At 66.4% G+C, this 26,023-nt stretch carries 24 protein-coding genes; 9 read left to right on the top strand and 15 right to left on the bottom strand.

Features of this window, described 5'->3' with window-relative positions:
• Positions 1-4: 4 nt before the first annotated feature.
• From IE266_RS05190 to IE266_RS05245, 12 genes are all read right to left on the bottom strand, one after another.
• Positions 5-1,324 carry a sensor histidine kinase gene (locus IE266_RS05190; RefSeq protein WP_189678981.1) on the bottom strand — a complete coding sequence of 440 codons (1,320 nt, stop codon included), beginning with the start codon at positions 1,322-1,324 and terminating at the stop codon, positions 5-7.
• Positions 1,325-1,415: 91 nt separating this feature from the next.
• Positions 1,416-2,321: a DMT family transporter gene (locus IE266_RS05195; protein WP_229863901.1), complete on the bottom strand. Its 906-nt coding sequence runs from the start codon at positions 2,319-2,321 to the stop codon at positions 1,416-1,418.
• On the bottom strand, positions 2,318-2,839 hold the full coding sequence (locus IE266_RS05200) for a signal peptide-containing protein (protein ID WP_189678982.1): 522 nt from the start codon (positions 2,837-2,839) through the stop codon (positions 2,318-2,320). Before IE266_RS05200 ends, IE266_RS05195 begins: the two co-directional genes overlap by 4 nt.
• Positions 2,832-4,304: an aldehyde dehydrogenase family protein gene (locus IE266_RS05205; RefSeq protein ID WP_189678983.1), complete on the bottom strand. Its 1,473-nt coding sequence runs from the start codon at positions 4,302-4,304 to the stop codon at positions 2,832-2,834. The genes IE266_RS05200 and IE266_RS05205 overlap by 8 nt, the downstream gene beginning before the upstream one ends.
• On the bottom strand, positions 4,301-5,158 hold the full coding sequence (locus tag IE266_RS05210) for an alpha/beta fold hydrolase (RefSeq protein ID WP_189678984.1): 858 nt from the start codon (positions 5,156-5,158) through the stop codon (positions 4,301-4,303). Before IE266_RS05210 ends, IE266_RS05205 begins: the two co-directional genes overlap by 4 nt.
• Complete coding sequence (locus IE266_RS05215) at positions 5,155-6,762, bottom strand: ABC transporter ATP-binding protein (protein ID WP_189678985.1); 1,608 nt, start codon at positions 6,760-6,762, stop codon at positions 5,155-5,157. Before IE266_RS05215 ends, IE266_RS05210 begins: the two co-directional genes overlap by 4 nt.
• Positions 6,759-7,574: an ABC transporter permease gene (locus IE266_RS05220; protein WP_189678986.1), complete on the bottom strand. Its 816-nt coding sequence runs from the start codon at positions 7,572-7,574 to the stop codon at positions 6,759-6,761. The genes IE266_RS05215 and IE266_RS05220 overlap by 4 nt, the downstream gene beginning before the upstream one ends.
• The gene (locus IE266_RS05225) at positions 7,571-8,518 is read right to left on the bottom strand and encodes an ABC transporter permease (RefSeq protein ID WP_189678987.1); all 948 of its coding nucleotides are present in this window, start codon (positions 8,516-8,518) and stop codon (positions 7,571-7,573) included. Before IE266_RS05225 ends, IE266_RS05220 begins: the two co-directional genes overlap by 4 nt.
• Before the next feature lie 281 nt (positions 8,519-8,799).
• Positions 8,800-9,273, bottom strand: a complete 474-nt coding sequence (locus IE266_RS27275; protein ID WP_373310508.1) for a PIN-like domain-containing protein — start codon at positions 9,271-9,273, stop codon at positions 8,800-8,802.
• On the bottom strand, positions 9,173-9,817 hold the full coding sequence (locus IE266_RS05235) for a DUF433 domain-containing protein (protein ID WP_189678989.1): 645 nt from the start codon (positions 9,815-9,817) through the stop codon (positions 9,173-9,175). Before IE266_RS05235 ends, IE266_RS27275 begins: the two co-directional genes overlap by 101 nt.
• A gap of 140 nt (positions 9,818-9,957) precedes the next feature.
• Positions 9,958-13,290 (bottom strand): carbamoyl-phosphate synthase large subunit, encoded by a 3,333-nt coding sequence (carB, locus tag IE266_RS05240; protein ID WP_189678990.1) that lies wholly within the window; start codon positions 13,288-13,290, stop codon positions 9,958-9,960.
• A 159-nt stretch (positions 13,291-13,449) separates the two neighbouring features.
• Positions 13,450-14,679, bottom strand: a complete 1,230-nt coding sequence (locus tag IE266_RS05245; RefSeq protein ID WP_189678991.1) for an SAM-dependent methyltransferase — start codon at positions 14,677-14,679, stop codon at positions 13,450-13,452.
• Positions 14,680-14,857: 178 nt separating this feature from the next.
• Here IE266_RS05245 and aspS point away from each other — a divergent pair, with 178 nt between their 5' ends.
• Positions 14,858-16,639 (top strand): aspartate--tRNA ligase, encoded by a 1,782-nt coding sequence (aspS, locus tag IE266_RS05250; protein WP_189678992.1) that lies wholly within the window; start codon positions 14,858-14,860, stop codon positions 16,637-16,639.
• On the opposite strand, the gene IE266_RS05255 is transcribed toward aspS, so the two are convergent.
• On the bottom strand, positions 16,623-17,513 hold the full coding sequence (locus tag IE266_RS05255; protein ID WP_189678993.1) for a DNA-methyltransferase: 891 nt from the start codon (positions 17,511-17,513) through the stop codon (positions 16,623-16,625). The genes aspS and IE266_RS05255 overlap by 17 nt on opposite strands.
• A gap of 208 nt (positions 17,514-17,721) precedes the next feature.
• Here IE266_RS05255 and IE266_RS05260 point away from each other — a divergent pair, with 208 nt between their 5' ends.
• The 3 genes from IE266_RS05260 to IE266_RS05270 are packed head-to-tail and all read left to right on the top strand — an operon-like array spanning position 17,722 to position 21,058.
• Complete coding sequence (locus IE266_RS05260; RefSeq protein WP_189678994.1) at positions 17,722-19,107, top strand: DUF1800 domain-containing protein; 1,386 nt, start codon at positions 17,722-17,724, stop codon at positions 19,105-19,107.
• A gap of 10 nt (positions 19,108-19,117) precedes the next feature.
• Entirely contained in the window at positions 19,118-20,287 is a 1,170-nt protein-coding gene (locus tag IE266_RS05265) for a DUF1501 domain-containing protein (protein ID WP_189678995.1), read from the top strand.
• A gap of 54 nt (positions 20,288-20,341) precedes the next feature.
• Complete coding sequence (locus IE266_RS05270) at positions 20,342-21,058, top strand: GNAT family N-acetyltransferase (RefSeq protein WP_189678996.1); 717 nt, start codon at positions 20,342-20,344, stop codon at positions 21,056-21,058.
• Between the two features lie 181 nt (positions 21,059-21,239).
• On the opposite strand, the gene IE266_RS05275 is transcribed toward IE266_RS05270, so the two are convergent.
• Positions 21,240-21,956, bottom strand: coding sequence for a response regulator (locus IE266_RS05275; RefSeq protein WP_189678997.1), 717 nt, complete (start codon positions 21,954-21,956; stop codon positions 21,240-21,242).
• Positions 21,957-22,100: 144 nt separating this feature from the next.
• Between IE266_RS05275 and mce the strand changes: the two genes are divergently transcribed.
• Both mce and IE266_RS05285 read left to right on the top strand, forming a co-directional pair.
• Positions 22,101-22,505, top strand: a complete 405-nt coding sequence (gene mce, locus IE266_RS05280) for a methylmalonyl-CoA epimerase (RefSeq protein ID WP_189678998.1) — start codon at positions 22,101-22,103, stop codon at positions 22,503-22,505.
• 3 nt (positions 22,506-22,508) lie between these two features.
• On the top strand, positions 22,509-22,781 hold the full coding sequence (locus IE266_RS05285; protein WP_189678999.1) for a DUF1467 family protein: 273 nt from the start codon (positions 22,509-22,511) through the stop codon (positions 22,779-22,781).
• Here the strand turns inward: IE266_RS05285 and IE266_RS05290 are convergent.
• The gene (locus IE266_RS05290; protein ID WP_189679000.1) at positions 22,778-23,515 is read right to left on the bottom strand and encodes a sensor histidine kinase; all 738 of its coding nucleotides are present in this window, start codon (positions 23,513-23,515) and stop codon (positions 22,778-22,780) included. The two genes, IE266_RS05285 and IE266_RS05290, sit on opposite strands and share 4 nt — an antisense overlap.
• 201 nt (positions 23,516-23,716) lie before the next feature.
• Here IE266_RS05290 and IE266_RS05295 point away from each other — a divergent pair, with 201 nt between their 5' ends.
• From IE266_RS05295 to IE266_RS05305, 3 genes are read left to right on the top strand one after another with little or no spacing between them, the layout of a single operon-like run.
• Positions 23,717-24,409 carry a response regulator gene (locus IE266_RS05295; protein WP_189679001.1) on the top strand — a complete coding sequence of 231 codons (693 nt, stop codon included), beginning with the start codon at positions 23,717-23,719 and terminating at the stop codon, positions 24,407-24,409.
• An 18-nt stretch (positions 24,410-24,427) separates the two neighbouring features.
• Positions 24,428-25,558, top strand: coding sequence for a sensor histidine kinase (locus IE266_RS05300; RefSeq protein ID WP_189679002.1), 1,131 nt, complete (start codon positions 24,428-24,430; stop codon positions 25,556-25,558).
• A complete protein-coding gene (locus tag IE266_RS05305; protein ID WP_189679003.1) occupies positions 25,555-25,992 on the top strand; it encodes a response regulator in 438 nt (145 codons plus the stop codon). The genes IE266_RS05300 and IE266_RS05305 overlap by 4 nt, the downstream gene beginning before the upstream one ends.
• Positions 25,993-26,023: the final 31 nt, after the last annotated feature.

Genomic DNA, 26,023 nt, shown 5'->3' on the forward strand with positions numbered 1-26,023 from the left:
CACCTCAGAACCGCGGCATCGAGAAACAGAACACCGCGCCGCTCGGTTGCGCCGGGCGCAGCGACAGCTGCGTGCCCCAGCGCGTCACGATCCGGCGCACCAGCGCCAGGCCGACGCCGCTGACCTCGTCGGGCTTGCTGGCCTTGGACATGGTCCAGAACATGTCGAAGACCCGCCCGGCGTGCTCGCCGGGAATGCCGGGGCCGTTGTCCTCCACCTCGAAGCGGTGAATCCGGCGGTCGGCCTGATAGCGGATGATGATGTCGGGCCGGTTCTGGGGGTGGTGCTTGACCGCATTCGAGATCAGGTTGCGCAGGATGATCTCGAGTTCGACCCGCTGCGCGCGCACCACGGGAAAGGTGCCCTCCAGCCGCACCGAGACGCCGGGCGGCACGTGCAGTTGCACGATGGCGTCGACGGTCTGGCGCAGGTCGACCTCGCTGATCTCCTGCGCCGCGCCCTCGATCAGGATGTAGCGGAACACAGCCTTGATCAGCGAATCGAGCAACGCCGCGCGCTCCGAGATCGCGCCCAGGTGCGTGCGCACCGCGCCGAAGTCCTGCGCGCTGCCCTCCGCCGCGTCCTCGGTGGCGAATTCGGCCAGCGCCGCGATCTGGCGCAGTGGCGCGCGCAGGTCATGGGCGGCGACCTGGGTGAACTGCTCGATCTCCTCGATCCGCCGGGCGTCATGCTCCAGCCGCATCCGCGCGCGTTGCCGCATCAGCACCAGAAGCCCCAGCGAGAGCATCGCCGCCAGCGCATAGGGCAGTATGAAGAGCACGAGGTTACGGTCGTCCAGCGCCAGTTGCTGCGCCTTCATCCGCGCTTCGACCCGAGCGCGCACCACCGCGAGTTCGGCCAGAGCGGCATCGTCGGAGACGCGCACCGCAGCGTCGATCTCGGAGGCGCTGCGGCCTTCGCGGTGCATCCGGGTGATCACGTCGATATAGGCGCGATACTCCGCGATCATGGCGCGCTGCGCGCCGAGCGGCAGGTCGAGTTCCGCCGCCGCCACCTGCGCCGCCAGCCTGTTGAGCACAGCCATCGATCGTTCGGCCGCGGCCACGGCGGCTTCGCGATAGCGCGGTTCGTCCGGCCGCAGCACCCAGTTCTTGAAGTTGTGGATCAACCCGCCATAGCCCAGACTCTGCTGCTGGTCGAGAATGGTGGTGTAATAGCGCAGCTGCCGCTCACCCAGCCGTGCCTGGTCCTGCCGCAACGACAGGAACAGGAAGGCGAAGAGCGCCGAGGTAAACGCGGCAACCACCAGCAGGCTCAGCGTCAGCACCCTGATGTTCCGTTTCAATTGCCTTTCGGGGGTCATCCGGCCTTTCCCTGCAGTCCCGTTGATCCGGGCAGGGCGGCACATTAGGCGGCGAATCGTTAATAATCCCTGAGCGGCTGCCGGGGCTTTCTCAGGCGGTCCGACCCCGCCTCAGCCGGCGCTCGCGCCAGATCACCAGCAGCCCGCCTATCACGATCAGGATGGCGCCGGGGAACAGGTCGCTCCAGGGCGCCTCGTCGAAGAACAGCCAGCCAAAGACAAAGGCGGTTGGTATGCCGAAATAGGAGAAGGGCGCGATGTTGCTCTGCTCGGTCTTGCGGTAGGCGGTGACCATGCAGAGCACCGCCAGCCCGCCGAAGCACCCCATTGCGGCGATCCAGCCGATATCCTCGGTCTGGCGGATCTCCGAGAAGCCGCCCATCAGGGGCACCAGCAGCACCGAGCCGAACAGCGCGACCGAGGAGGAATAGAGGTTGACCAGCGCGCTCGGCACCCCGGCGTCGATGCGCCGCGCCAGCACCCCTGCCAGCGCATAGGCGAAGGCCGCGCCCAGCGGCGCGAGGGCGGCGGCCGAGAAGGTCTCGCGCCCCGGGCCCATCACCAGGATCACCCCGGCAAAGCCGATCAGCACCGCCGACCAGCGCGCCGGGCCGACCCGTTCGCCCAGCAGCGGCACCGCCAGCGCTGTCATGAACATCGCGTTGCAATAGCTGATGGTCGCCGCCGTGGCGAAGGGCAGGGTGCCGAGCGCGTAGTAGAAGCAGAGCTGGGCCAGCGCGATGATCCCCCCGCGCGCGCAGGCAAGCGGCCATTGCCGCACCTTCCACTGCCGCCCGCCGCTGTGCCAGGCAGCAGAGAGCCAGAGCGCGATCACGGTCGGCACCAGCCCGACCACATTGCGATAGGCCGAGAGTTCGGCGGCCGAGTAGTGCGGCGACAGGTGCTTGATGACCAGGCCCATGAGGTCGAACAGGACGATGGCCACCAGCGACAGCAGGATGGCCTGCCCGGTACGGTCCTCGGGCCGGGCGCTCACGCCGTGGCCCGCGCGCGGCGGCGCACCAGCCAGAAGGCGGCGATGGTGCCGAGGAAGCCGCCGAGGTAGCTGGCGTTATGCATCATCCCGGCGCGCAGGAAGCCGACCGGATCGCCGACCTTGATCGGCAGCGTCACGGCGGCCGCGGTCTCGGGCGTCACCACGTAGAGGCCGAAGACCAGCCCCGCCAGCGAGGTCAGCGCGGTGACGAAGGCCGCCAGCGCAATCGCCGCCAGCCCGACGCGGAAGAACCGCGCGGCGGGGCGCAGGGTCAGCACGCCCATCACGAAGGGCGGCAGGCCGATCAGAACGCCCATCCACCAGCTTGCCAGCACCCCGACCTCGGCGGCGCCGAGGCGGGGGTCCATCTCGCGCGGGATGGTGAACTGGCGGAACTTGAAGGCGTGGAAATAGTCGGGGCCGACGGTATAGCTCACCTGGTTGTGCAGCGCCCCGAAGGCCGCCGCCACCAGCACCGCCAGGCCCATCAGGCCGAGGAAGACCCCGGCCCTAGCCATGATGGGCGGCGACCGTCTTCAGCTGCGAGAAGCCATACAGAGCCTCGAACCCCTTCTCGCGGCCATGGCCCGACTTGCCGACGCCGCCGAAGGGCAGCTCGACCCCGCCACCGGCGCCATAGTTGTTGATGAAGACCTGGCCCGCGTGCAGCGCCTTTGCCAGCCGCATCTGGCGCGCGCCGTCGCGGGTCCAGATGCTGGCGACCAGGCCGTAGTCGGTGCCGTTGGCGATCTTCACCGCCTCTTCCTCGGTGTCGAAGGGGATCAGCACCTGCACCGGGCCGAAGATCTCGTCGCGGGCCAGCACGTGGTCATGCGGGACATCGGCGAAGAGCGTCGGTTTGACATAGGCCCCGGTTCCGGGCGCATGGGGCACGATAGTGCCCTCGCCGGCAATCGGCAGGTCGGCGCCCTTGGCGAGGAAGCCGGTCACGATCTCCTTCTGGCGCGCCGAGATCAGCGGCCCGAGGCGCAGGTCCTCGGGCGCCGGGCCCACGGTCAGCGCGCGATAGGCCTCGGCCATGCCCGCCTTGACCGTCTCGTAGACCCCGCGCTGCACGAGGATGCGCGAGCTGGCCGAGCAGGTCTGCCCGGCGTTCTGCACGCCCGCATTGACGAGGAAGGGCAGGGCGGCGTCGATATCGGCGTCGTCGAAGACCAGCTGGGGCGACTTGCCGCCCAGCTCCAGTGTCACCGGCACCACGTTCTTCGCCGCGGCGGTCTGGATCAGCACCCCGGTGCGCACCGAGCCGGTAAAGCTCATGTGCTGGATGCCCGGATGCCCGGCCAGCGCCGCGCCGGCCTCGGCACCGAGCCCCGGCACCACGTTCAGCGCACCGGGCGGCAGCCCGGCCTCCTGCGCCAGATCGGCGAAGGCCAGCGCGGTCAGGCAGGCCTCCTCCGCCGGTTTCAGCACGCAGGCATTGCCCATGGTCAGCGCCGCGCCGACCGAGCGGCCGATGATCTGCATCGGATAGTTCCAGGGCACGATATGCCCCGTCACCCCATGCGGCTCGCGCAGGGTATAGACGGTGTAGCCGGCGAGATAGGGGATGGTCTCGCCCATCACCTTGTCCGCCGCTCCGCCGTAGAACTCGCAGTAGCGCGCCAGCGCCACCGCATCGGCGCGGGCCTGGCCCAGCGGCTTGCCGACGTCGGCGGCCTCGAGCGCGGCCAGCTCGTCCACCCGGGTCAGCACGATCTGGCCAAGCCGGGTCAGGATGCGCCCGCGCTCGGTCGCCGTCATGCGGCCCCACTCGCCCTCGCGCGCGGCCTGTGCGGCGGCGACGGCGGCGTCGATATCGGCCTCGCGCCCGCGCGCGATGCGGCAGATCTCGGACCCGTCCGAGGGGTTCACCAGCGGCAGCGTCTCGCCCGCCTGCGGGGCCACCCACTTGCCTCCGATCAGGCATTTCGACGGATCGAACCAGGGCGTCGGCCTGGTGGTGATTTTCGGCTGGTTCATCGGCTCACTCCCTTGATGAAGTCGCGCAGCAGGGCAAAGAAGGCCTCGGGCACATCCAGGTCAGGGATATGCGCCGCATCCTCGAAGCAATGCGCGCGGACGTCGGCCGCCGTCAGGCTGGCCGCTATGGTATCTGCAAATTGCCAAGGCATTACCGGGTCCTGGCGCCCCGAAAGCACCAGCGCCGGGCAGGTCACCCGCCCCAGCGCGGCGCGAAAGTCCATCTGCCCCAACTCGCGATCCGCGGAATTGAAGTGCAGCGCCACCGGGTCCTTGACGATGGTGCGCCGCCAGAAATCCGGGTCGACCGGCTTCAGCGAGTAAAGCGGCACGCAGGCATCGCGATAGGCCAGCCGCCGCTCGGGCGTCGGGCCGGTCCAATAGGCCCGCGCCGCCGCTTCGGCAACCGGTCCGCCAAGGCGCGCGAAGGTCGCGAACATGGTCTCGAAGTCGACCTTTGCGGCGGTATGGGCAAGGATCAGCGCACCGACCTTCTCGGGGTGCCGCGTGGCATAGGCCTGCGCCACCATGCCTCCGAACGAGGCGCCATAGACGATCGGCCGCGCGATCCCCAGCACGCCGCAAAGCGCGTCGATGTCGTCGCCCCATTGGTCCAGCGTCCAGAGCGCCGGGTCGCCGTCTTCGCTGCGCCCGTTGCCGCGATGGTCGAGGTAGACGACCTGGGCCACATCCGTCAGCTGCGAAAACGCCGGCTTGTAGATCGCATGATCGAGCCCCGGCCCGCCGTGCAGCACGATCAGCACCGGCTTCTCGCGCATCACCGGCCCCTCGGCCACCAGCCCCGCCCCCTCTATATCGACGAAGAGGCGGACGCCGTTGACCTCGATCCTCACGAGAGCCGCTCCCGCAGCGCCTCGGGCTCGGGCAGCACCGGGGCGGCGGCGATCAGCTTCTGCGTATAGGGGTGGGCCGGGTTGTCGAAGACCTCCTGCGTCACCCCCTGTTCGACAATCTCGCCCGACTGCATCACCATCACCCGGTCGGTCACCGTGCGCACCACGCTCAGGTCATGGCTGATGAAGAGATAGGTCAGGTTGTAGGCCCGGCACAGCTCGGCCAGCAGGTCGAGGATCTGCGCCCGCACCGAGACGTCCAGCGCGCTCACCGCCTCGTCGAAGAGGATCAGCTCGGGGCGGATGATCAGCGCCCGCGCGATGGCGATGCGCTGCCGCTGCCCGCCCGAGAACTCGTGGATATACTTGCGCGAATCCGAGGCCCGCAGGCCCACCGCCTCCAGCGCCTCCCCGATGGCGGCCTCGCGCGCGCGCCCGGTCGGGGGCGCGTCGAGCAGGTGGAAGGGCTCGGTTATCAGCCGGTCGACCCGGTGGCGCGGGTTGAAGCTGCCGAAGGGGTCCTGGAACACCACCTGCATCTTGCGCCGCACCTTGAGGTTCGGCGCGGTGCCGGTCAGCACCGGCTCGCCGTCCAGCAGGATCTGCCCGCCCTGCACGGGTTCCAGCCCGAGGATCGCCCGTGTCAGCGTCGACTTCCCGCAGCCGGATTCGCCGACCAGCCCCAGGCGCTCTCCCCGGTTGAGGGTGAAGCTCACCCCCTTCACAGCGCGATAGGTACCGGGCTGGGCGAACAGCCGGGTGCGCGGCAGGCGATAGTCGCGCACCACCTCGCGCACCTCCAGCAGCGGCGCGGGTGGCGGCGGCGGCGGCAGGTCGACCTTGTGGGTCGAGGCGGCAAACAGCTTGCGCGTATAAGGGTGGTTCATCTCGGCCAGCAGCCGGCGCGTCGGTCCCTGTTCCATCACCTCGCCGTGGCGCATCACCACGATGCGGTCGGCCATGTCGGCGACCACGGCAAGGTCATGGGTGATCATCAGCATCCCCATGCCGAAATCCGCCACCAGCCCTTTCAGCAGGTCGAGGATCTGCGCCTGCGTGGTCACGTCGAGCGCGGTGGTCGGCTCGTCCGCGATCAGCAGCTTGGGCCGCAGCGCGATGGCCATGGCGATCACCACCCTCTGCCGCTGCCCGCCCGAAAGCTCGTGCGGATAGCGGCTCAGCGGGAACCGCTCGGCCGGCAGGCCGACACGGTCGAGCACCTCGCGCGCCCTCGCCCGCGCCTGGTCGGGCGGCATCGCCTTGTGCACGAGGATGGTCTCGGCCACCTGGTCGCCGATGGTCTTGACCGGGTTAAGCGCTGTCATCGGCTCCTGGAACACCATGCCGACCGACTGCCCGCGCACCCGGCACATCTGCGCCTCGGAGAGCGTCAGCAGGTCCTGCCCGTCGAGGCGGATCGCGCCCCTGGCCTCCATCCGTTCGGGCAGCAGCCCCATCACCGCCAGCGCGGTCATCGACTTGCCCGACCCGCTCTCGCCGGTCACGGCGACGATCTCGCCCGGTTCGATGCCGAAGGTCACGCCCTTGAGGATCGGCGTCTTGTGGATCGCAAGCGAGAGGTTCTCTATCTGCAGCAGGCTCATGTGCGGGCCACCCTCAGCCGGGGGTCGAGCAGGTCGCGCAGACCGTCGCCCATCAGGTTCAGGCCCAGCACGGTCAGGATGATCGCGATGCCGGGGATCATCGCCAGATGCGGCGCGATGGCCACCAGCGTCTGCGCATCGGCCAGCATCCGGCCCCAGCTCGGGATCGGCGGCTGCGCGCCCAGGCCGATGTAGGACAGGCCCGCTTCGGCCAGGATCGCCAGGCTGAACTGGATGGTGCCCTGCACGATCAGCAGGTTCATCACGTTGGGCAGGATATGCTCCCAGCTGATCCGCGCCGCCGACTTGCCGGCGACCCGCGCGGCCATGATGAACTCGCGCTCCCACAGGCTCAGCGCCGCGCCGCGGGTGATCCGCGCGAAGACCGGCACGTTGAAGATGCCGATGGCGATGATCGCATTGATCGCGCCGGGGCCGAAGACGGCGGTGATGAGGATGGCGATGACCAGCGAGGGGAAGGCAAAGACCAGATCGTTGCCGCGCATGATGATCTCGTCGATCCAGCCGCCCTTGCGCGCCGCCGCGGTCAGCCCCAGCGGCACGCCGATGGCGATTCCGATGGACACCGCGACCAGCGCCACCGCTATCGAGGTGCGCGCGCCCACCATGATCATCGAGAAGATGTCGCGCCCGAAATGATCGGTGCCCAGCCAGTGCACCGCATTGGGGCGCTGGAACTTCTCGGGGATGTTCATGGCCGTATAGTCGAAGGGCGTCCAGACGAAGGAGACCAGCGCCGCGAGGACGAAGAAGCAGGCCAGCGCGCCGCCGAGGATCAGATTGCGGTTCATGTCCGGGCCCTCAGCCTTGGATCGACGGCGGCATAGGCGAGGTCCACCACGAAGTTCACGGTGATCACGGCGAAGACCAGCAGCATCACCACCGATTCCACCACGATCAGGTCGCGCGACGAGATCGCCTGGAACACCAGCCGGCCAAGCCCCGGCAGGTAGAAGACGTTCTCGATGATGATCGCGCCGGCCAGCAGGAAGGAGAATTGCAGCCCGAGGATGGTCAGCACCGGGATCATCGCGTTCCTGACCCCATGCCGCCACAGTGCCTGCCGGCGGCTCAGACCCTTGGCCCGCGCGGTGCGCATGAAATCCTCGCCCAGGATGTCGAGCAGGGCCGAGCGCATCACCCGCGCCAGGATCGCCGCCTGCGGCAGCGCCAGCGAGATCGCGGGCAGGGTCAGCGACTTCATGGCCAGCAGGAACCCCTTGTCCCAGCCCGCGAATCCGCCGGCGCTGAACCAGCGCAGGTTGATGGCGAAGATCAGCACCATCATCATGGCAAACCAGAAGTTGGGCACCGCCACGCCCAGCTGCGTTGCCCCCATCACAGCGACGTCGCCCGCCTTGCCACGCCGCGCGGCGGCATAGATGCCGGCCGGAAAGGCGATCAGCGTCGAGAGCGTCAGCGCGTAGAGCGCCAGCGGCAGCGAGACGACCAGCCGGTCGGCCACCATCTGGGTCACCGGCGTGCGGTAGGTATAGGAGGTGCCGAATTCGCCTTGCACCATGCCGCCAACCCACGTCAGGTATCGCTGCCATTTCGGCACGTCGAGGCCGAGTTCTGTACGCAGCGCGGCGACGGTATCGGGCTGGGCATTGACGCCCAGCATGAAGCTCGCCGGATCGCCCGGCGCCACCTCGATCACGGCAAAGATCACCAGGCTGGCAATCACCAGGCTGATGATGAGGGAAAGCAGTCGCTTGAGAGAATATCGCAGCATCGCGCGGACGTTATGCGCGGTCGCGAGCGGGGTCCAGAGGCGATCTTGAGCCTTTCGCTCGGGTCGGTTCCGACCCCTCTCCGGCGGGTCAGATCAGCGGCACGAAGGGGATGCCGTTGCAGGCGGCGATGAAGAGGACGGAGAAGAGAAAGAGGGCGAGGCGCATCGTCAGGGTCCATCCTTGTGCACGATGGAGAAACAATCGCCGGGGAATGAGGCAGGAATGGGGCGGAGGGCGAGGTTATGGGGGTGAGCGGTGTAACCCACCATCAGGCCCGGACCTATAGAGAACGAAACTTGGATCGCTTTCCAATCGGCAGTTCGAACAGGCCGCTCGCAGTGGTCCCCCTGTGTGCAACAATCTTATCCCACTGCCAAAGAATTGTCGCAGCTTGTTCGTTTAGCCTCTGCTTCTCAACCGAACTTGCGAGGTAGAATGCAAGAACGCCCGACTTTAGGATCGCAGCTCTCTCTGGCGCCCGCCTAGCATTCGATCGGTCTTTCGAGATCACTATCCAATCGCCTTCATGGCCCAATTGGGTAAAATAATCGATATCCGTTATGGTCGTCTTGAATTTGTCGCGCAGAGCCCAGGCTTCATGGCCGTCCACGGCAACGATTTCATTCAGCGCGCGAGCAATGCTCGGCGGCATGTTATGATCGAATAGGGCTTTGACCATCCGCTGATTTTGCTTGCTCTTCGAGCCTGCTCTCGAATGAAATCGCCTCAGCCACAAGAGCTTTGGGTATTTCATATGCCTTGGCAAGGCGTGTAATGTCGCGATAGGAACTCAGTTCGTTGTAAAGTGTTTGGGTCGAAACCCCAAAGTCTTCCAAAATCGGTGTCCCGAACGAGCGCTTGGGATCAATGATGATATGTGTCGTTCGCTTTGGTCGCCAAAGCACAACTTCGCCATTGTCGAACTCGAGATCGTTCAGAGACTGATCGACGATCTTCGAGAACACTTTTTGTCCCGGTCGCTTCGCCGACAAGCTCACAAGATCCCCGTCTTGTTCAAGGGCTTCTGCAAGTATTTCTTGGCCATCGGTCTTGAACCGCAATGTGGCAAGCGGGTGGCTTACGCCAAACTTGTCACGTGCATAGTTTATCGCAAAACGAACCGCTTGCAGTGATACACCGGCGCGCCGCAGGGCTTTGACAACGCGAACCTCTATCAGATCATAGAAACTCAGCTCTGTTGTGTCGTCAATTCCTTGATAGTGAGCGTGCCATAATGGTTCCGTAGGCCCGGAGCCGCGCGTCCATCGCAGGATTTCAGCCGGCGTGGTTCCGATCAAGCGAGCTGCTTGTCGGGGAGAATATATGCCCTGTCCAAATATCGCTGTAACGAGGGGCAAATGATACTCCTTGCAACAAGTGAAGAATGCAGACGCAGTCCGCATTCGTCAACTTGCAACTCTTGTGGCTTTTCAGAGCCTCAGCTCTGCAGCGCCTTCACGCCCACGTCGTCCTCGGACTGCGCCTTGATCGCCAGCGCGGCGGCATGGGCGCCGGCGGCGGTGGTGAAGTAGGGGATCTTGTCGTAGAGCGCGACCGAGCGGATCGACTTGGAATCCTCGACCGCCGCAGCCCCCTCGGTGGTGTTCATCACCAGCTGGATGCCGCCGTCCTTCATCATGTCGACGATGTCCGGGCGCCCCTCATAGACCTTGTTCACCTGCTCGCAAGGCACGCCATGGCCCTTGAGCCAGGCGGCGGTGCCGCGGGTGGCCACCAGGCTGAAGCCCTGCGCCACCAGGATCTGCGCCGCCTCGAGCATCTCGGCCGTCTTGTCGTCGTCGCGGATCGAGATGAAGGCACGGCCCTCGCGCGGGAGCGGGTTGCCCGCGCCCATCTGCGCCTTGAGGAAGGCGCGGGGGAAGTCTCGGTCCCAGCCCATGACCTCGCCGGTCGAGCGCATCTCGGGCCCGAGGATGGTGTCGACGCCGGGGAAGCGGGCGAAGGGCAGAACCGCCTCCTTGACCGAGAACCAGGGCATGTTCGGGTCGACCAGGGTCATCGGGTCGGCCAGCGGCAGGACGGTGTCGTAATCGGCATCGGCGTCATAGGGGGCGCGCATCGGGAAGTTGCTCAGCGGTTCTCCCGCCATGACGCGGGCGGCGATGGCGGCGATGGCGCTGTCGGTCGCCTTGGCGACGAAGGGCACCGTGCGCGAGGCGCGCGGGTTGACCTCGATCAGGTAGATATCGCCGTCCTTCACCGCGAACTGCACGTTCATCAGGCCGACGACGTTCAGCGCGCGGGCCAGCGCCTCGGTCTGGGTCTTCACCTCGGCGACGATGCTGTCGGGCAGCGAGTAGGGCGGCAGCGAGCAGGCGCTGTCGCCCGAGTGCACGCCGGCCTCCTCGATATGCTGCATGATGCCCGCGACATGAACCTGCTTGCCGTCGCAGAGCGCGTCGACATCCAGCTCCACCGCGCCGGCGAGATAGCTGTCGAGCAGCACCGGGCTGTCGCCCGAGACCACCACCGCCTCGGAGATGTAGCGTTCGAGCTGCGACTGGTCGCGCACGATCTCCATCGCGCGGCCGCCCAGCACGTAGGAGGGGCGGATCACCAGCGGGAAGCCGATGTCCTTGGCGATGGCCAGCGCCTGGGCGTCGGAATGGGCGATGCCGTTGACCGGCTGTTTCAGGCCCAGTTGCTGCACCAGTTGCTGGAACCGCTCGCGGTCCTCGGCCAGGTCGATGGCGTCGGGCGTGGTGCCCAGGATCGGGATGCCGGCGTCATGCAGGTCGTTCGCCAGCTTCAGCGGGGTCTGGCCGCCGAACTGGACGATGACGCCGTGCAGCGTGCCGTTTTCCTGTTCGACGCGCAGAATCTCCATGACATGCTCGAAGGTCAGCGGTTCAAAGTAGAGACGGTCCGAGGTGTCATAGTCGGTCGACACGGTCTCGGGGTTGCAGTTGACCATGATGGTCTCGTAACCGGCCTTGGTCAGCGCAAAGCAGGCGTGGCAGCAGCAATAGTCGAACTCGATGCCCTGGCCGATCCGGTTCGGGCCGCCGCCCAGGATCACCACCTTCTTGCGGTCCGACGGGCGCGCCTCGTCCTCGACCTCGCCCATCATCGGCATTTCATAGGTCGAATACATGTAGGGCGTCTGTGCCTCGAACTCGGCGGCGCAGGTGTCGATCCGCTTGAACACGGCGTTTACGCCAAGGTTGCGTCGGGCGCGGCGGACGTTGTCCTCGTCGCGGCCCGTCAGCTTGCCGAGGCGGGCGTCGGTGAAGCCCAGCATCTTGACGGCGCGCAGGCCCTCTTCCGTGGTGGGCAGGCCCTTCTTCTTCAGCTCGGCCTCGGCGTCGATGATCTCGCGGATCCGGGTCAGGAACCAGGGGTCGAACATGGTGACGCCGTGGATCTCTTCGTCGGACAGGCCGTGGCGCATCGCCTGGGCGATCACGCGCAGCCGGTCGGGCGTCTGGCGGGCCAGGGCCTTGACGATGGCGGCATGGTCGGGCGCGCCGGGAATGGCGATCTCGTCAAAGCCGGTCAGGCCGGTTTCCAGCGAGGCCAGCGCCTTCTGCATCGACTCGTGGATGGTGCGGCCGATGGCCATGGCCTCGCCCACCGATTTCATCGCGGTGGTCAGCTCCGGCTTGCTCCCCGGGAACTTCTCGAAGGCAAAGCGCGGGATCTTGGTGACGACATAGTCGATGGTCGGCTCGAAGCTGGCGGGCGTGACCTTGGTGATGTCGTTGTCCAGCTCGTCCAGCGTATAGCCAACCGCCAGCTTCGCCGCGATCTTGGCGATGGGGAAGCCGGTGGCCTTGGACGCCAGCGCCGACGACCGCGACACGCGCGGGTTCATCTCGATCACCACCATGCGGCCATCGGCCGGGTTGATCGCCCATTGCACGTTCGACCCGCCGGTCTCGACGCCGATCTCGCGCAGCACGGCGATCGAGCCGTTGCGCATCGCCTGGTATTCCTTGTCGGTCAGCGTCAGGGCCGGGGCCACGGTGATCGAGTCGCCGGTGTGAACGCCCATCGGATCGACGTTCTCGATCGAGCAGACGATGATGGCGTTGTCGGCGCGGTCGCGCACGACTTCCATCTCGTATTCCTTCCAGCCCAGCAGCGACTCGTCGATCAGGATCTGGCCGACCGGCGAGGCATCCATGCCCGAGCGGCAGTAGTGCTCGTAATCCTCGCGGTTGTAGGCCACGCCGCCGCCGGTGCCGCCCAGGGTGAAGGCGGGGCGGATGATGGCGGGCAGGCCGATCTCTTCCAGCGCCTCCAGCGCGATCTGCACGCCGGCCTTCAGGTCGCGCTTGCCGTTCGGCAGCTTCGGCGCGGTGACGATGGTGGCCTTGGGGTTCTCCAGCCCGATCCGGTCCATCGCCTCGCGGAACAGGGCGCGGTCCTCGGCCATCTCGATGGCGGCGCGCTTGGCGCCGATCATCTCGACGCCGAATTTCTCCAGCACGCCCATCTCTTCCAGCGCCAGCGAGGTGTTCAGCCCGGTCTGCCCGCCCATCGTCGGCAGCAGCGCGTCGGGGCGCTCCTTCTCGATGATCTTGGCGACGATCTCGGGGGTGATCGGCTCGATATAGGTGGCGTCGGCCAGCTCGGGGTCGGTCATGATGGTGGCCGGGTTCGAGTTGACCAGAATGACCCGGTAGCCCTCTTCGCGCAGCGCCTTGCAGGCCTGGGCGCCCGAGTAGTCGAACTCGCAGGCCTGACCGATGACGATGGGGCCGGCCCCGATGATCATGATCGACTTGATATCGGTTCTCTTCGGCATGGCAGCCCCTCTTTGCGTGTGAGAAAGCGCACCCCGGAGGGGGCGCGCAAATTGCCTGCGTTATAGGCATGGACGTCGCGGGCGCAAGGGGGAAGCAGGGCCGATCCCGCAAGGTCTCGGGAAAGGCCCGAACACCGCCCGTAACGGGGCAGGGCCGAGCTACTCGGCGGCCTGCCGTGCCTGCGCCTGTGGCGTCGGGTAGAGATAGTCGCGCGTCAGTGGCACCGCGTCCCGCTTGTGGCTCAGCTGGAACTGGAACACCGCCTGCGCCTGTTCCTCGAAGGCGAGGTAGCAGACCGTCAGGTAATAGCGCCACATCCGGATGAAGCGGTCGTCATACATCTTGCGCACGGTGTCGAGGTTCTCGTCGAACCGCGCCAGCCAGTGGCGCAGGGTCAGCGCATAATGCAGCCGCAACACCTCGAGATCGCAGTTCCACAGGCCCGAGCGCTCGATCGAGGGCGCCAGTTCCGACAGCGACGGCACATAGCCGCCGGGGAAGATATAGCGGTTGATCCATTCCGACTGCGCCATCGGCACCCCGGTGCGCCCGATGGTGTGGATCAGCGCCACGCCGTCCGGCGTCAGCAGGTCGGCGACCTTGGCGAAATAGGTGTCGAACTGCGGCAGGCCCACATGTTCGAGCATTCCGACCGAGACGATGCGGTCGAAGGGCTCGTCCAGCAGGCGATAGTCGAGCAGCCGCAGGTCGATCCGGTCCTCCAGCCCCGCCTCGGCCACCCGCTCGCGCGCCAGCGCCAGCTGGTTCTGCGACAGCGTCACGCCCACCACCCGCGCGCCCCAGTCGCGCGCCAGCGTGATCGCCATGCCGCCCCAGCCGCAGCCGATGTCGAGCACGCGCATCCCCGGCTCGATCCGCAGCTTGGCGGCGATATGCGCCTTCTTGGCCACCTGCGCGGCCTCCAGGCTCATCTCGGGATCGGTGAAATAGGCGCAGGAATACTGCATGTCCCGGTCGAGGAAGAGCCGGTAGAGATCGTTCGAGATGTCATAGTGATGCGCCACGTTCGACCGCGACCGCTCGGGGTCGTTGCGCTGCAGGATCCGGCCCAGCCGGAACCGCGCGGCATCGACCGTCCGCGCCCAGAGCGGGGTCCTGTTGGCATAGCCGTTCCGCAGGATCATCCGCACCAGCGAGTCTATGTCGTCGCCCGCGATGGTGATCGCGCCATCCATGTAGCCCTCGCCAAGCGCCAGTTCCGGGCGCAGGCACAGCGCCTTGACCACCTCCGGACTGTGCAGATGCACCGAAGCAGATAGCCCGCCGCCGGGGCCGTAGGTATGTCTGACACCGTCAGGAAAGATCACCTCGAGGCTTCCCTCGGAGATCAGACGGCGCACCATCTTGTCAAAAACGGACTGCCACATCACAGGCCCCCCGCGCTTTTCCGATGAGTTTTTCCCAACCCGAACGGGATCATACACCGGTTGGCGCAATTTCCAAACAATTGTTAACGATCCGGCAGGGGGTCGGGTTCCCCTTGACATGGCCCGCCCGGCAAGGTGTATCGGCGCGATCGTCCAAATCCGTCCGAAGGGACCCGCCATGCACGCCTATCGCAGCCATACCTGCGCCGATCTGACCGCCGCCAACGTGGGCGAGTCCGTCCGTCTGTCCGGATGGGTCCATCGGGTGCGAGATCACGGCGGCGTGCTCTTCATCGACCTGCGCGACCACTACGGCATCACCCAGGTCATCTGCGACCCCGACTCGCCGGCCTTCAAGGCAGTCGAGAAGGTCCGCAGCGAGTGGTGCATCCGCATCGACGGCACGGTCAAGGCGCGCGATGCGTCGCTGGTGAACCCCAAGCTCGCCACCGGCGAGATCGAGGTCTATGCCCGCGACCTCGAGGTGCTGGGCGCCGCCGGCGAGCTGCCGCTGATGGTCTTCGGCGAACAGGAATACCCCGAGGAAACCCGCCTGCGCTATCGCTTCCTCGACCTGCGCCGCGAAACGATGCAGAAGAACATGGTGCTGCGCTCGGACGTCGTCTCCTCGATCCGCAAGCGGATGTGGGACAAGGGCTTCCGCGAGTTCCAGACGCCGATCATCACCGCCTCCTCGCCCGAGGGCGCGCGCGACTTCCTGGTGCCCTCGCGGCTGCATCCGGGCAAGTTCTACGCCCTGCCGCAGGCACCCCAGCAGTTCAAGCAGCTGCTGATGGTCTCGGGCTTCGACAAGTATTTCCAGATCGCGCCCTGCTTCCGCGACGAGGACCCGCGCGCCGACCGTTCGCCGACCGACTTCTACCAGCTCGACCTCGAGATGAGCTTTGTCACCCAGCAGGACGTCTTCGACACCGTCTCGCCGGTGATCGCGGGCATCTTCGAGGAATTCGGCAAGGGCAGGAAGGTCGACGCCCCCGCCGACTGGCCGCTGATCTCCTACCGCGACTCGGCGCTCTGGTATGGCACCGACAAGCCCGACCTGCGCAACCCGATCAAGATGCAGGTCGTCTCCGAACATTTCGCCGGCTCGGGCTTTGCCATCTTCTCGAAACTGCTCGAGCAGGAAGGCACCGAGATCCGCGCCATCCCCGCGCCCACCGGCGGCAGCCGCAAGTTCTGTGACCGCATGAACGCCTTCGCCCAGAAAGAGGGCCTGCCGGGGATGGGCTACATCTTCTGGCGTGACGGCGACAACGGCATGGAAGCCGCGGGCCCCCTGGCCAAGAACATCGGCCCCGAGCGCACCGAGGCGATCCGCCTCCAGCTGGGCCTGGGTGTTGGCGACGCCGCCTTCTTCCTGGGCGGCAAGCCCGAGGCGTTCGAGAAGGTCGCCGGCAAGGCCCGCACCGTGATTGGCGAGGAACTCGGCCTGACCGAGAAGGACCGTTTCGCCTTCGCCTGGATCGTCGACTTCCCGATGTACGAGAAGGACGCCGACAGCGGCAAGATCGACTTCTCTCACAATCCCTTCTCGATGCCGCAGGGCGGGATCGAGGCGCTGGCGGGCGACCCGCTCAAGGTGCTCGGCTTCCAGTATGACCTCGCCTGCAACGGCTACGAGCTGATTTCCGGCGCGATCCGGAACCACAAGCCCGAGATCATGTTCAAGGCCTTCGAACTCGCCGGCTATGGCGAGGACGAGGTGCGCCGCCGCTTTGGCGGGATGGTCAACGCCTTCCAGTATGGCGCGCCCCCGCACGGCGGCTGCGCGGCGGGCATCGACCGCATCGTCATGCTGCTGGCCGATACCGCCAACATCCGCGAGGTCATCCTCTTCCCGATGAACCAGCGCGCCGAAGACCTGATGATGAACGCGCCCTCCGAGCCCACCAGCGACCAGCTGATGGAACTGGGCCTGCGGGTCATTCCGAAGGAATAGGCCGCTTGCGCCGATTGTGCCCCCCGCGCGGCAGCGCGGGGTCGTAGATCGGCGTGTCCCGCTCGCGCAGCCGCAGCTCGCCCCGCTCCAGCTGGGCAATCCGCGTGCGCGCGATGGCGACATACTCCTCGGAAATATCGCAACCGAACCCCCAGCGGCGGTGCTTGAGCGCCGCGATGACACTGCTGCCGACGCCGACATAGGGGTCGAGCACCGAGTCGCCGGGATCGGTCAGCGCCAGCACCAACCGTTCGACCAGCTCGACCGGGAATTGGCAGGGGTGCAGCGTCTTCTCGACATGGGCGGCCTTGACGTTGGGAATCTCCCAGATGTCGCTCGGGTTCTTGCCCAGCGGGTTGCCCGACAGGGCACCCGCCTTCGGCCCCTTGTAATGCCGCTTGCCCGGAAACTTCGCCGGCATCCGGATCGCGTCGAGGTTGAAGACGTAATCGTCGGACTTGGTGAACCACAGGATGGTCTCGTAGCGCCCCGACAGGCGGCGCGAACAATGCAGCCCGTGTCCGTAATGCCAGACGATGCGGTTGCGCAGCCTCAGCCCGAAGGACTTGAAAACCGGGTAGAGCAGCGCATCCAGCGGCACCACCTCGCCATCGTCGACATGGTTGCCGACCTGCCAGCAGATCGACCCGGTCTCGGCCAGCAGGCGGACGCATTCGCCGATCACCGCCCGCTGCTCCTCGACATAGGCCCCGAGCGTCGAGCGGCGTTCGTATGGCTTGCCGTTGTTGTAGGGCGGCGAGGTCACGATCAGGTTGAAGGCGCCGGCGGGCAGCCGCGCCAGGAAGTCGCGGTTGTCGCAGACGGCCAGGCTGTGTCCGGGCGGCTGGTCGGGCAGGGACACGATCCGGTTCATCTCTGCCTGCCTGTCCTTCTCGTCGCCGCGCCCGCGGGGTATAGACCGACCGGGCCGGCGATGTCACGCCCGGGCGGGCATCCGCGGCATTCCGCCAATCCGCCGACGGAACCCCCGCGGCCGCGCGTTTCAGGCATGACGCGGGCCGGAAAGGCCCTATTCTTGGCGCAGGGCCGGCCGCTGCCGGCAATCTGAATAGTGGGGTCACATGGCGGGTTTTTCTCCCGATCTGGCGGAAATCCGGTTTGGTTGCGGCCTGTCGCCGACGATCGCGCCGCCAACATCGACCCAGGCCATGCTGCAGGGCCTGCAGGGCCCCGACGAGATGGCGCAGCGCTTTGCCATAGACAGCTATGCCGACTACGAGACCTGGCTGACGGCAACACGCCATTTGCGCAAGGGCGAGGATCCGCAGGACAAGCGCGACAAGATGCAGGCGCTCGAAGCCTTCAAGAAGGCGCGACGCGACCAGGCTTTGGCCTCGCTCGGCTGGGCGATGCAGGCGCAGCTGCGCTGGACCTGGACCGGCACGGGATTCCGCGAACGGCTCGTCTCCTTCTGGGCCGACCATTTCACCGCCATGGGCAAGAACGTGCTGATGCGCACCGGCGTCGCGCCCTATGTCGAAACCTCGATCCGCCCGCATGTCGCTGCCAGCTTTCCCGACCTGGTGATCGCGGCCGTGACCAGCCCGCTGATGCTGCACTATCTGGACCAGGTCACCTCGGTCGGCCCCAACAGCCGCGCCGCCAGGCGGCGCGAGGCGCTGGGCGGGCTGAACGAGAACCTCGCCCGCGAGGTGATGGAGCTGCACACGCTGGGCGTCGGCGGCCCCTATACGCAGGACGACGTGCGACAGCTGGCCGAGCTCTTCACCGGGCTCAGCGTCAACAAGCAATCCGGTTTCGCCTTTCGCCCGGCCTACGCCGAGCCGGGTGCGGAAACGATCCTGGGCCGGCGCTACGGCGGTGATCCGGCAAGGCTGGATTCGGTACATGCGGCCCTGCGCGACCTGGCGCTGCATCCGGCCACGGCGGAACATATCTCGCGGAAGCTGGCGGTGCATTTCGTCTCCGATACTCCTGATCCGGATCTCGTTTCGGCAATGACGGCCCGGTTTCTCGACACCGGGGGCGACCTCGTCAAAGTCTACTCAGTTCTGCTGGGCCATCCCGCCGCCTGGGCAGAACCCCTGCGGAACGTGAAGCCGCCCCAGCATTTCGTCGGTTCGGCCTGGCGCGCACTTGCGGTGACGCCCGAGCGGGTGGCGGCGATGCGCCCGCGCGAGATTCGCCAGGGATTCGACAGGCCCCTGGCCACCATGGGCCAGCCCTGGCTGACCCCGAACGGCCCCGACGGCTTTCCCGAGCAGGACGAGGCCTGGGTGACCCCGCAGGGCGTAGCCGCCCGGCTGCTCTGGGCGGTGAACGTGCCGCAGACCCTGCGCCCCCAGCTGCCCGATCCGCGCGCCTTCGTCGATCAGGCGCTTGGCCGGTTCGCCACCGATGCGGTGCGCTTTGCCGCCGCCGCCGCCGAGAGCCAGGCCGAGGCGGTGGGCCTCGTTTTGGCCTCGCCCGCCTTTCAGCGCCGTTGAGGAGCCTGCCATGACCCGTCCCTTCACCCGCCGCGGCTTCCTCGCCCGCTCTGCGCTGATTGGCTGTTCGGCGGCCGCGAGCCCCTTCCTGACCCGCATCAGCCTGGCCGCCGCCCCCTGGGACGCGCGCCTGGTGGTGATCGTTCTGCGTGGCGCGATGGACGGGCTGGACGTGGTGCAGCCCTATGGCGACCCGGACTATGCCCGCGCGCGCGGCGCCCTGGCAGGCGGGCCGCAGAACGGTGCCGCCGAACTCGATGGCTTCTTCTCCCTGCACCCGGCACTGGGCACCCTGATGCCGCTCTGGGCCGCGGGCGAGCTGGGTTTCGTGCACGCCGTCTCGACCCCCTACCGCGAGAAGCGCAGCCACTTCGACGGGCAGGACATCCTCGAGGCCGGCACCGACACCCTGGGCGCGGTGCGCGATGGCTGGCTGAACCGGCTGCTGACCCGACTGCCAGGGGTGGAAACGCGCACGGCCTTCGCCATCGGCCATGGCGAGATGAAGATCCTTGGCGGCGCGGCCCCGGTGGCAGACTGGACCCCCGAGGTCGACCTGGCGCTCAGCCCGCAGGCCATGCAACTGGCCGAGCGGATCATGCAGGAGGACCCGGCCTTTCACGCCGCCTTCGCCGAGGCTTCCATGTTGGCCGGCGGAGGCATGGGCGGGGCGGACAAGGCCGGCGCCCACCTGGAAGTCGCGAAATTCGCGGCCGAGCAGTTGCGTGGCGACACCCGGATCGCAGCCTTTTCGATCAATGGCTGGGACACGCACGGGCGACAGCACAAGACACTGATACCGGCCCTCGAACGCCTGGCCGGCACGCTTACGTCCCTGCGCGACACCCTGGGCCCGGCGGTCTGGGGCAAGACCGCCGTGGTCGCGATGACCGAATTCGGGCGCACCGTGCGGATCAATGGTACCGGGGGGACCGACCACGGTACCGGCGGCGCCATGGTGCTCGCCGGCGGTGCCATCCGCGGTGGAAAGGTCCACGGCACCTGGCCTGGTCTCGACGAGGCGTCCCTGTTCGAACGGCGCGACCTGATGCCAACGGCTGATGTACGCGCGCCGGCGGCCTGGCTGCTGCATGGCCTCACAGGCCTCGACAGGGCGGCAATCGAGCAGGTGGTCTTCCCGGGCCTCGACATGGGGCGCGATGCCGGGTTCCTGCGTTAGGCGCGCCGAGAATCCATCTTCCATGCCGGCCGTTCGCCCCCTAGTGTCGCGGTCATGAGCATTGACAGACCTATTGGCCCGATCGTCGAGAACTGGACCCCGCCACCACGCCCGAGCGGCGAGGCGATGGAGGGGCGTTATGCACGCCTCGAACGGCTTGACCCGGCCAGGCATGCCCAGGCCCTTTTCGATGCCTTCGCCGGGCATCATTGGCTGTGGGATTACATGCCGCAGGGCCCGTTCGAGACAGCGCAGCAATACCGCGACTGGGCCGAGGCGGCCGCGCGGGGCGCAGATCCGTTCTTCTACGCGATCATCGACAAGGAAACCGACTCGGTTACAGGGGCCGCCAGTTACCTCAGGATCGCGCCCGAGGCCGGGTCGATCGAGGTCGGCAATATCTGCTTTTCGCCTGCGCTGCAGCGCACGCGCGCTGCGACCGAGGCGATGGCGCTGATGATGGGCTGGGCTTTCGACGCGGGATATCGCCGCTATGAATGGAAGTGCAACGCGCTGAACCGGCCATCGCGCCTGGCGGCCCAGCGGCTCGGCTTCAGCTACGAGGGCATCTTCCGGCAGGCGCTGGTCGTGAAGGGGCGCAACCGCGACACGGCCTGGTTCGCCTGTATCGACAAGGAATGGCCGGCGCTGCGCGCCGCCTTCGAGACCTGGCTGGATCCGGTGAATTTCGAGGCCTCCGGCGCTCAGAAACAGAGCCTTTCCAACCTGACTGCGCCGGTGCTGGTTGCGTGCGATCCCTCCCTCAGCTGAGGCTAGATAGCACCGTTCCAGCTGAGCTGGGAGCGGAGTCATGACCGCTCGCGTGGGGCTAAGATCCGGATCAGCCGAGGATGCTTTTCGCCGCGCTCCCGGATTTCTCGCGCGGCGCGCCGGGCCTGCAGGTAGAGTGCGATAAGCAGTGTTGCAATTGCGATTACGAAGCTTTCCACCATCAGATTGCCCTCGGTTCGGCCAGGCGGGCTTGAAGCACTCCGGCCAACTGGCTGCGCTCGGCCCCAGCTAGGTTGCCGGAGCCGCGGGCACGGGCCAGAGCGCTGGCCGCATCGGCCAGCGCAGCGTCATTGCTGCTGTATGCGAGGCCAGCCACGAATTGCGCGATGTAATCGATGTCCGCCCCGCACGGATCCTCGAGCCGGCTTGCGACCAGTGTGAAGTCGTCCTGCAGCGCCAGCGGATCCGGCACCACGTGTTCGTCGCTGATGCCGCGCGGCCCCGCCGGTTGGCGGTCAGCGGGCAGGCGCGACAGGATCGCGGCCTGGAACAGCGCAAGCGAGGTGATCGGCTTGGCCAGGAATGCATCGGCCCCGGCGGCCGCCGCCTCGACCTCGCCCCCAGGATCAGCCGAGGCGCCAAGCAGGACCGAGATCCGCGGCACCGCCCGGTCGAGTTCGCGGATCAGTTCGGTGCCCGACCCGTCGGGCAGGCCGAGGTCGACGATCACCGCCGTGGGGCGATAGACCTGCAGGTGCCGTCGCGCCGCGCGCAGGCTGTCCGCGCGGCGGATGCGCGCCCCGCTGCGCAGACAGAGCAGGCGTAGGGCCTCGCTGGCATAGCGGCTGTCCTCCACCACCAGGACGGTCAGCCCAAGCAGGGGCCTGCCGGCCGTGGGGCCGGGATAGGGGGCGGGCAGGCGGTCCGAATCATCCATGATCCTCTCCCTTGTGCGATCACCTCCAGGCTAGCCTCGGCAAGCTAATGCCCGGTTAACGCCGGGCCGCGCTGAAACGTCCACTTGCCCTTGGCCAGCCCCCGCCGCATAAGCGTTGCCGGACCCAATCGGAGGGAGAACAGGATGATCGGACGCCTCAACCATGTCGCCATCGCGGTGCCCGACCTCGATGCGGCGTCGGCGCAGTATCGCGATGCGCTGGGCGCCAAGGTCGGTGCGCCGCAGGACGAACCCGACCACGGCGTGACGGTTGTCTTCATAGAACTGCCCAACACCAAGATCGAACTGCTCTATCCGCTTGGGGAGAACAGCCCGATTGCCGGTTTCCTCGAGAAGAACCCCGCTGGCGGCATTCACCACGTCTGCTACGAGGTGGACGATATCCTCGCGGCGCGCGATCACCTGAAGGCAACAGGCGCGCGGGTGCTTGGTTCGGGTGAGCCGAAGATCGGCGCGCATGGCAAGCCCGTATTGTTCCTGCATCCAAAGGATTTCAACGGCTGCCTCGTCGAGCTGGAACAGGTCTGAGCCATGGGTCCGGTTTCTGGCATCGTCCTTTACGTCATCATCTGGTTCCTTTGCTTCTTCGTGGCCCTGCCGATGCGGCTGCGGACCCAGGGAGATAGCGGCAGCGTCGTTCCGGGCACGCATTCCGGGGCGCCTGAAGTGCATCACCTCAAGCGCAAGGCGATCATCGTATCCGTCGTCGCGCTGGTGATCTGGGCAATCGTCGCCACGATCATCCTGTCGGGCTGGATCACCATGGACGACATCGACGTCTTCCGGCCGACACGCTGGGATTAATGGAGTGGCGGCGCGGCCTTGGGGAAGCGCAACACCAGGTGGCATCCACGTTCGGCCTCCGGATCGACCCACTCGATCCGGCCGCCGTAATGGGTGGCGATCTTGCGCACATTTGCCAGACCCATGCCGCTGCCCTCCACCTGGTCGCGCGGTTTCAGCGTCGTCATCACCTCGAACACACGGGCGCGGGAATCTGGCGGAATACCGGGCCCGTCGTCGGCAATCTCCAGACAGATACAACCGTCTTCCTCGCGGGTTGAAAGCCGTATGGTGCCCTTGTCGCGGTCGTGATGCTTGATCGCGTTGGACAGCAAGGACGAGACCAGGGTCACCGCGTCGTTGCGGCCGATCCGGATGCTGCGGGCGCCGATATCGCGGATCAACCGTAACCCGGGCGGCATTCGCAGATGGTCCAGGACCGACTCGATCGCCTCGTCCCAGGGTACGTCGTCATCGCTCTGCATCCGGCCGATCCGGGAATAGATCAGCAGATCGATCAACATGCGATCGAGCCGGCGCATATGGGTATTCATCAGCGCCAGATTCTCCTTCAGGGATCCGTCGATGCGAATTCCGGCCTCGCGAAGGTCCTCCTCGATCCATTGTGGCAGCTCCAGCAGGGCGCGAACCGAACTGCGCACGTCATGACTAACGAGATAGATGAAATTCTCGAACTCCTGCGCCGTGGCGCCGGGGGATGACGGGCCCGATTCGTGACGTTTTCGTGGTTCCATGTGTGTCCTCGCGCCAAGACTGTGCCGCAAGTGCTAGCGGACAAGCCCTAACACGGTCTTAACCGCGCCCGGTTGGATGCGCCGAATTCACATGAGATCGATTCAAATTCAGGGAATTCAGGTTGCGGGATTAACCGGAGGGTAACGCTCTGCCGTCAGGTTGGCGAAGTGAGGTCATCCGGGGCTAACGAGGACGATTCGATGCAACAGCTTGCTGACGAAATGGAGAAGCATGCCCGCAGCCTGCCGTATGCAGCAGCGGGCATCAAGGCGCTGGTCCTGGACGACAGCGTCTTCGACCGGCGGCGGATCAGGCGCATCTCGCATGATACCCGCCTGGGCATAATAATGGACGAGATCGCCTCGCTCGACGCGCTTGAGGCAATGCTGGACCAGGATCGCTTCGACGTGATCCTGATCGATTACAACCTGCCCGGCGGAGACGGGATCGACGCGCTGATGAAGATCCGACGGCACGAGGTCAACGGTAGTTGCCCGACCATCATGGTCACGGGCGACGACAAGTCCGATGTCGCGGTCAAGGCGCTGAAGATGGGTTGCGCCGACTACATTGCCAAGGACCAGATGACCGCCGACCGGCTGCGTCGCAGCATCATCGGGGCGATCGAGCGCCTTAACGTGGCGGGGCAGGAACCGCTGGCGCGCGCCGATGTCGAAGAGGCCACGGCCTCGATCATGGCGAAATATACCAGCACCCTGCAGCCCAAACTCGCCCGGGTGATCCGCGAGATGCGGTCGCTGCGCAAATCGGTTCGTGACCCGAGTGGCGAGACGGCGGGTGAGCTCGAGCGGATCGAGCGTCAGTGCATTCAGATCTGGGCGACATTGCTCGACCCCAAGGCGATGGGAGAGGCCGGCGACCGCCGGCACTAGAGCATGGGCGAATCTTTCATGTCGGCAGGCAAGGCGGTGGAGGAAAGCGCTCTGGAGCCTGCCGACTTGCAGGTCTTCACGCTGATGTTCGCAATCTGCCCCGTGCCTCTGCTGCTGGTCTCGGAAGATGGCGTCATCCTGATGACCAACGGTGAATGCGATCAATTGTTCGACTACCCCCCTGGTGGCATGATCGGCGCACCGGTCGACATGCTGGTGCCCGAGAACCTGCGTGTGTCTCATGCCCACCGCCGCAATGGCTTCCTCAAAGCGCCCACGCGGCGGCCCATGGGGGGCGGGTTCGATTTGTTCGGCGTCACGCGGATGGGCCAGACCCGACGGCTCGAACTTGGCCTCGCGCCGGTGACCGCGGGTGGCCGGTCGAGCATCCTGGTGACGGCCGTAGACGTCAGTGCGCGTCTGGCGGTCGAGGCGGAACTGGAACGTCGTTCTGTCGAGCTGGAGGGCCTGAACGCCGATCTGAAGCACATCGCCCGCAGCGCTAGCCACGGGCTGAAATCGCCACTTACCTCGATCTGTGGACTGTTGAGCCTTGCCGTCGACGATATCGACGAGGGCAATTCAGAAGAGGCGCGGCGCATCCTCGAAGCGGCCCTGAAGATCGGGCGTCGCGGAACAAGGCTGATCGAGGCAGTCAATGATATGACCCGCGGCCCGAGTTCCGCTGTGGAAAGCTTCTCTCTGCGGGACGTGGTCAGGGATCTCTGGTCGGAGGTCACTGCGACGATCCCTCATCCGCCCCGGCTTGTGATCGACGTTGCGGCAGGTGAACCGATCACCGCCGACCGCAAGACCCTGACGATGATGCTCGGCCATATGCTGTCGAACGCCTGCCGCTTCGCCGACCCTGCCAAGAAACGAGCCGAGGTCACTGTCTCGGCCTGTCGTGCCGCGCCCGGACTGCGGCTGTCCGTGGCGGACAACGGCGTCGGTGTGCCCGGCGACGTGCAGCATCGCGTCTTCTATCCGTTCGATCGGCTGCATTCCAACAGCGGCGACGGGATCGGCCTGACGCTGGTGCGCCGGGCAGCCGAGCGGTTGGGCGGCTCGGTCACCTTCAGTTCCAAACCCGGTGTCGGCAGCGTTTTCACCCTGTCCATTCCGCAATCCGAAAGCGTTCTGACATGAAGATTCCGGTTATCGTCGTCGATGACGAGCAGGTTGATCGCTATACCGCCCGCCGCCGGCTCGACCGGCATGGCGGCTTCGGCGAGATCCGCGAGGCCGTTTCGGGCGATGCTTTCCTCGACGAATATTGCACCAAGCCAAACGCCTGGCCAAAGGGCACTTTGCCCATGCTGATCCTGATGGACATCAACATGCCGGGCCGCGACGGGTTCGCCACGGTTGCGGAACTTGAAAGGCGCAACGCCGCCGGACTTGCCCCGCCAAGTCTTGTGGTGACGATGTTCACCTCCTCGTCCAGCCCGAGGGACCGCGAAAGGGCGTCAGCCCTGCGGTTGGTCCAGGGCTATGCCGAAAAGCCGCTGGATACCGCTGGCGCGGAGGCGCTCTGTGATCTCTACACGGAGTTCCTCCGGAGCAATGGGATGGCGGCTTGAGGCGCATCCGACTTGCCGTCACTGCGCTCCT

It is taken from the genome of Seohaeicola zhoushanensis (genome assembly GCF_014656415.1).
GTDB lineage: Bacteria > Pseudomonadota > Alphaproteobacteria > Rhodobacterales > Rhodobacteraceae > Seohaeicola_A > Seohaeicola_A zhoushanensis.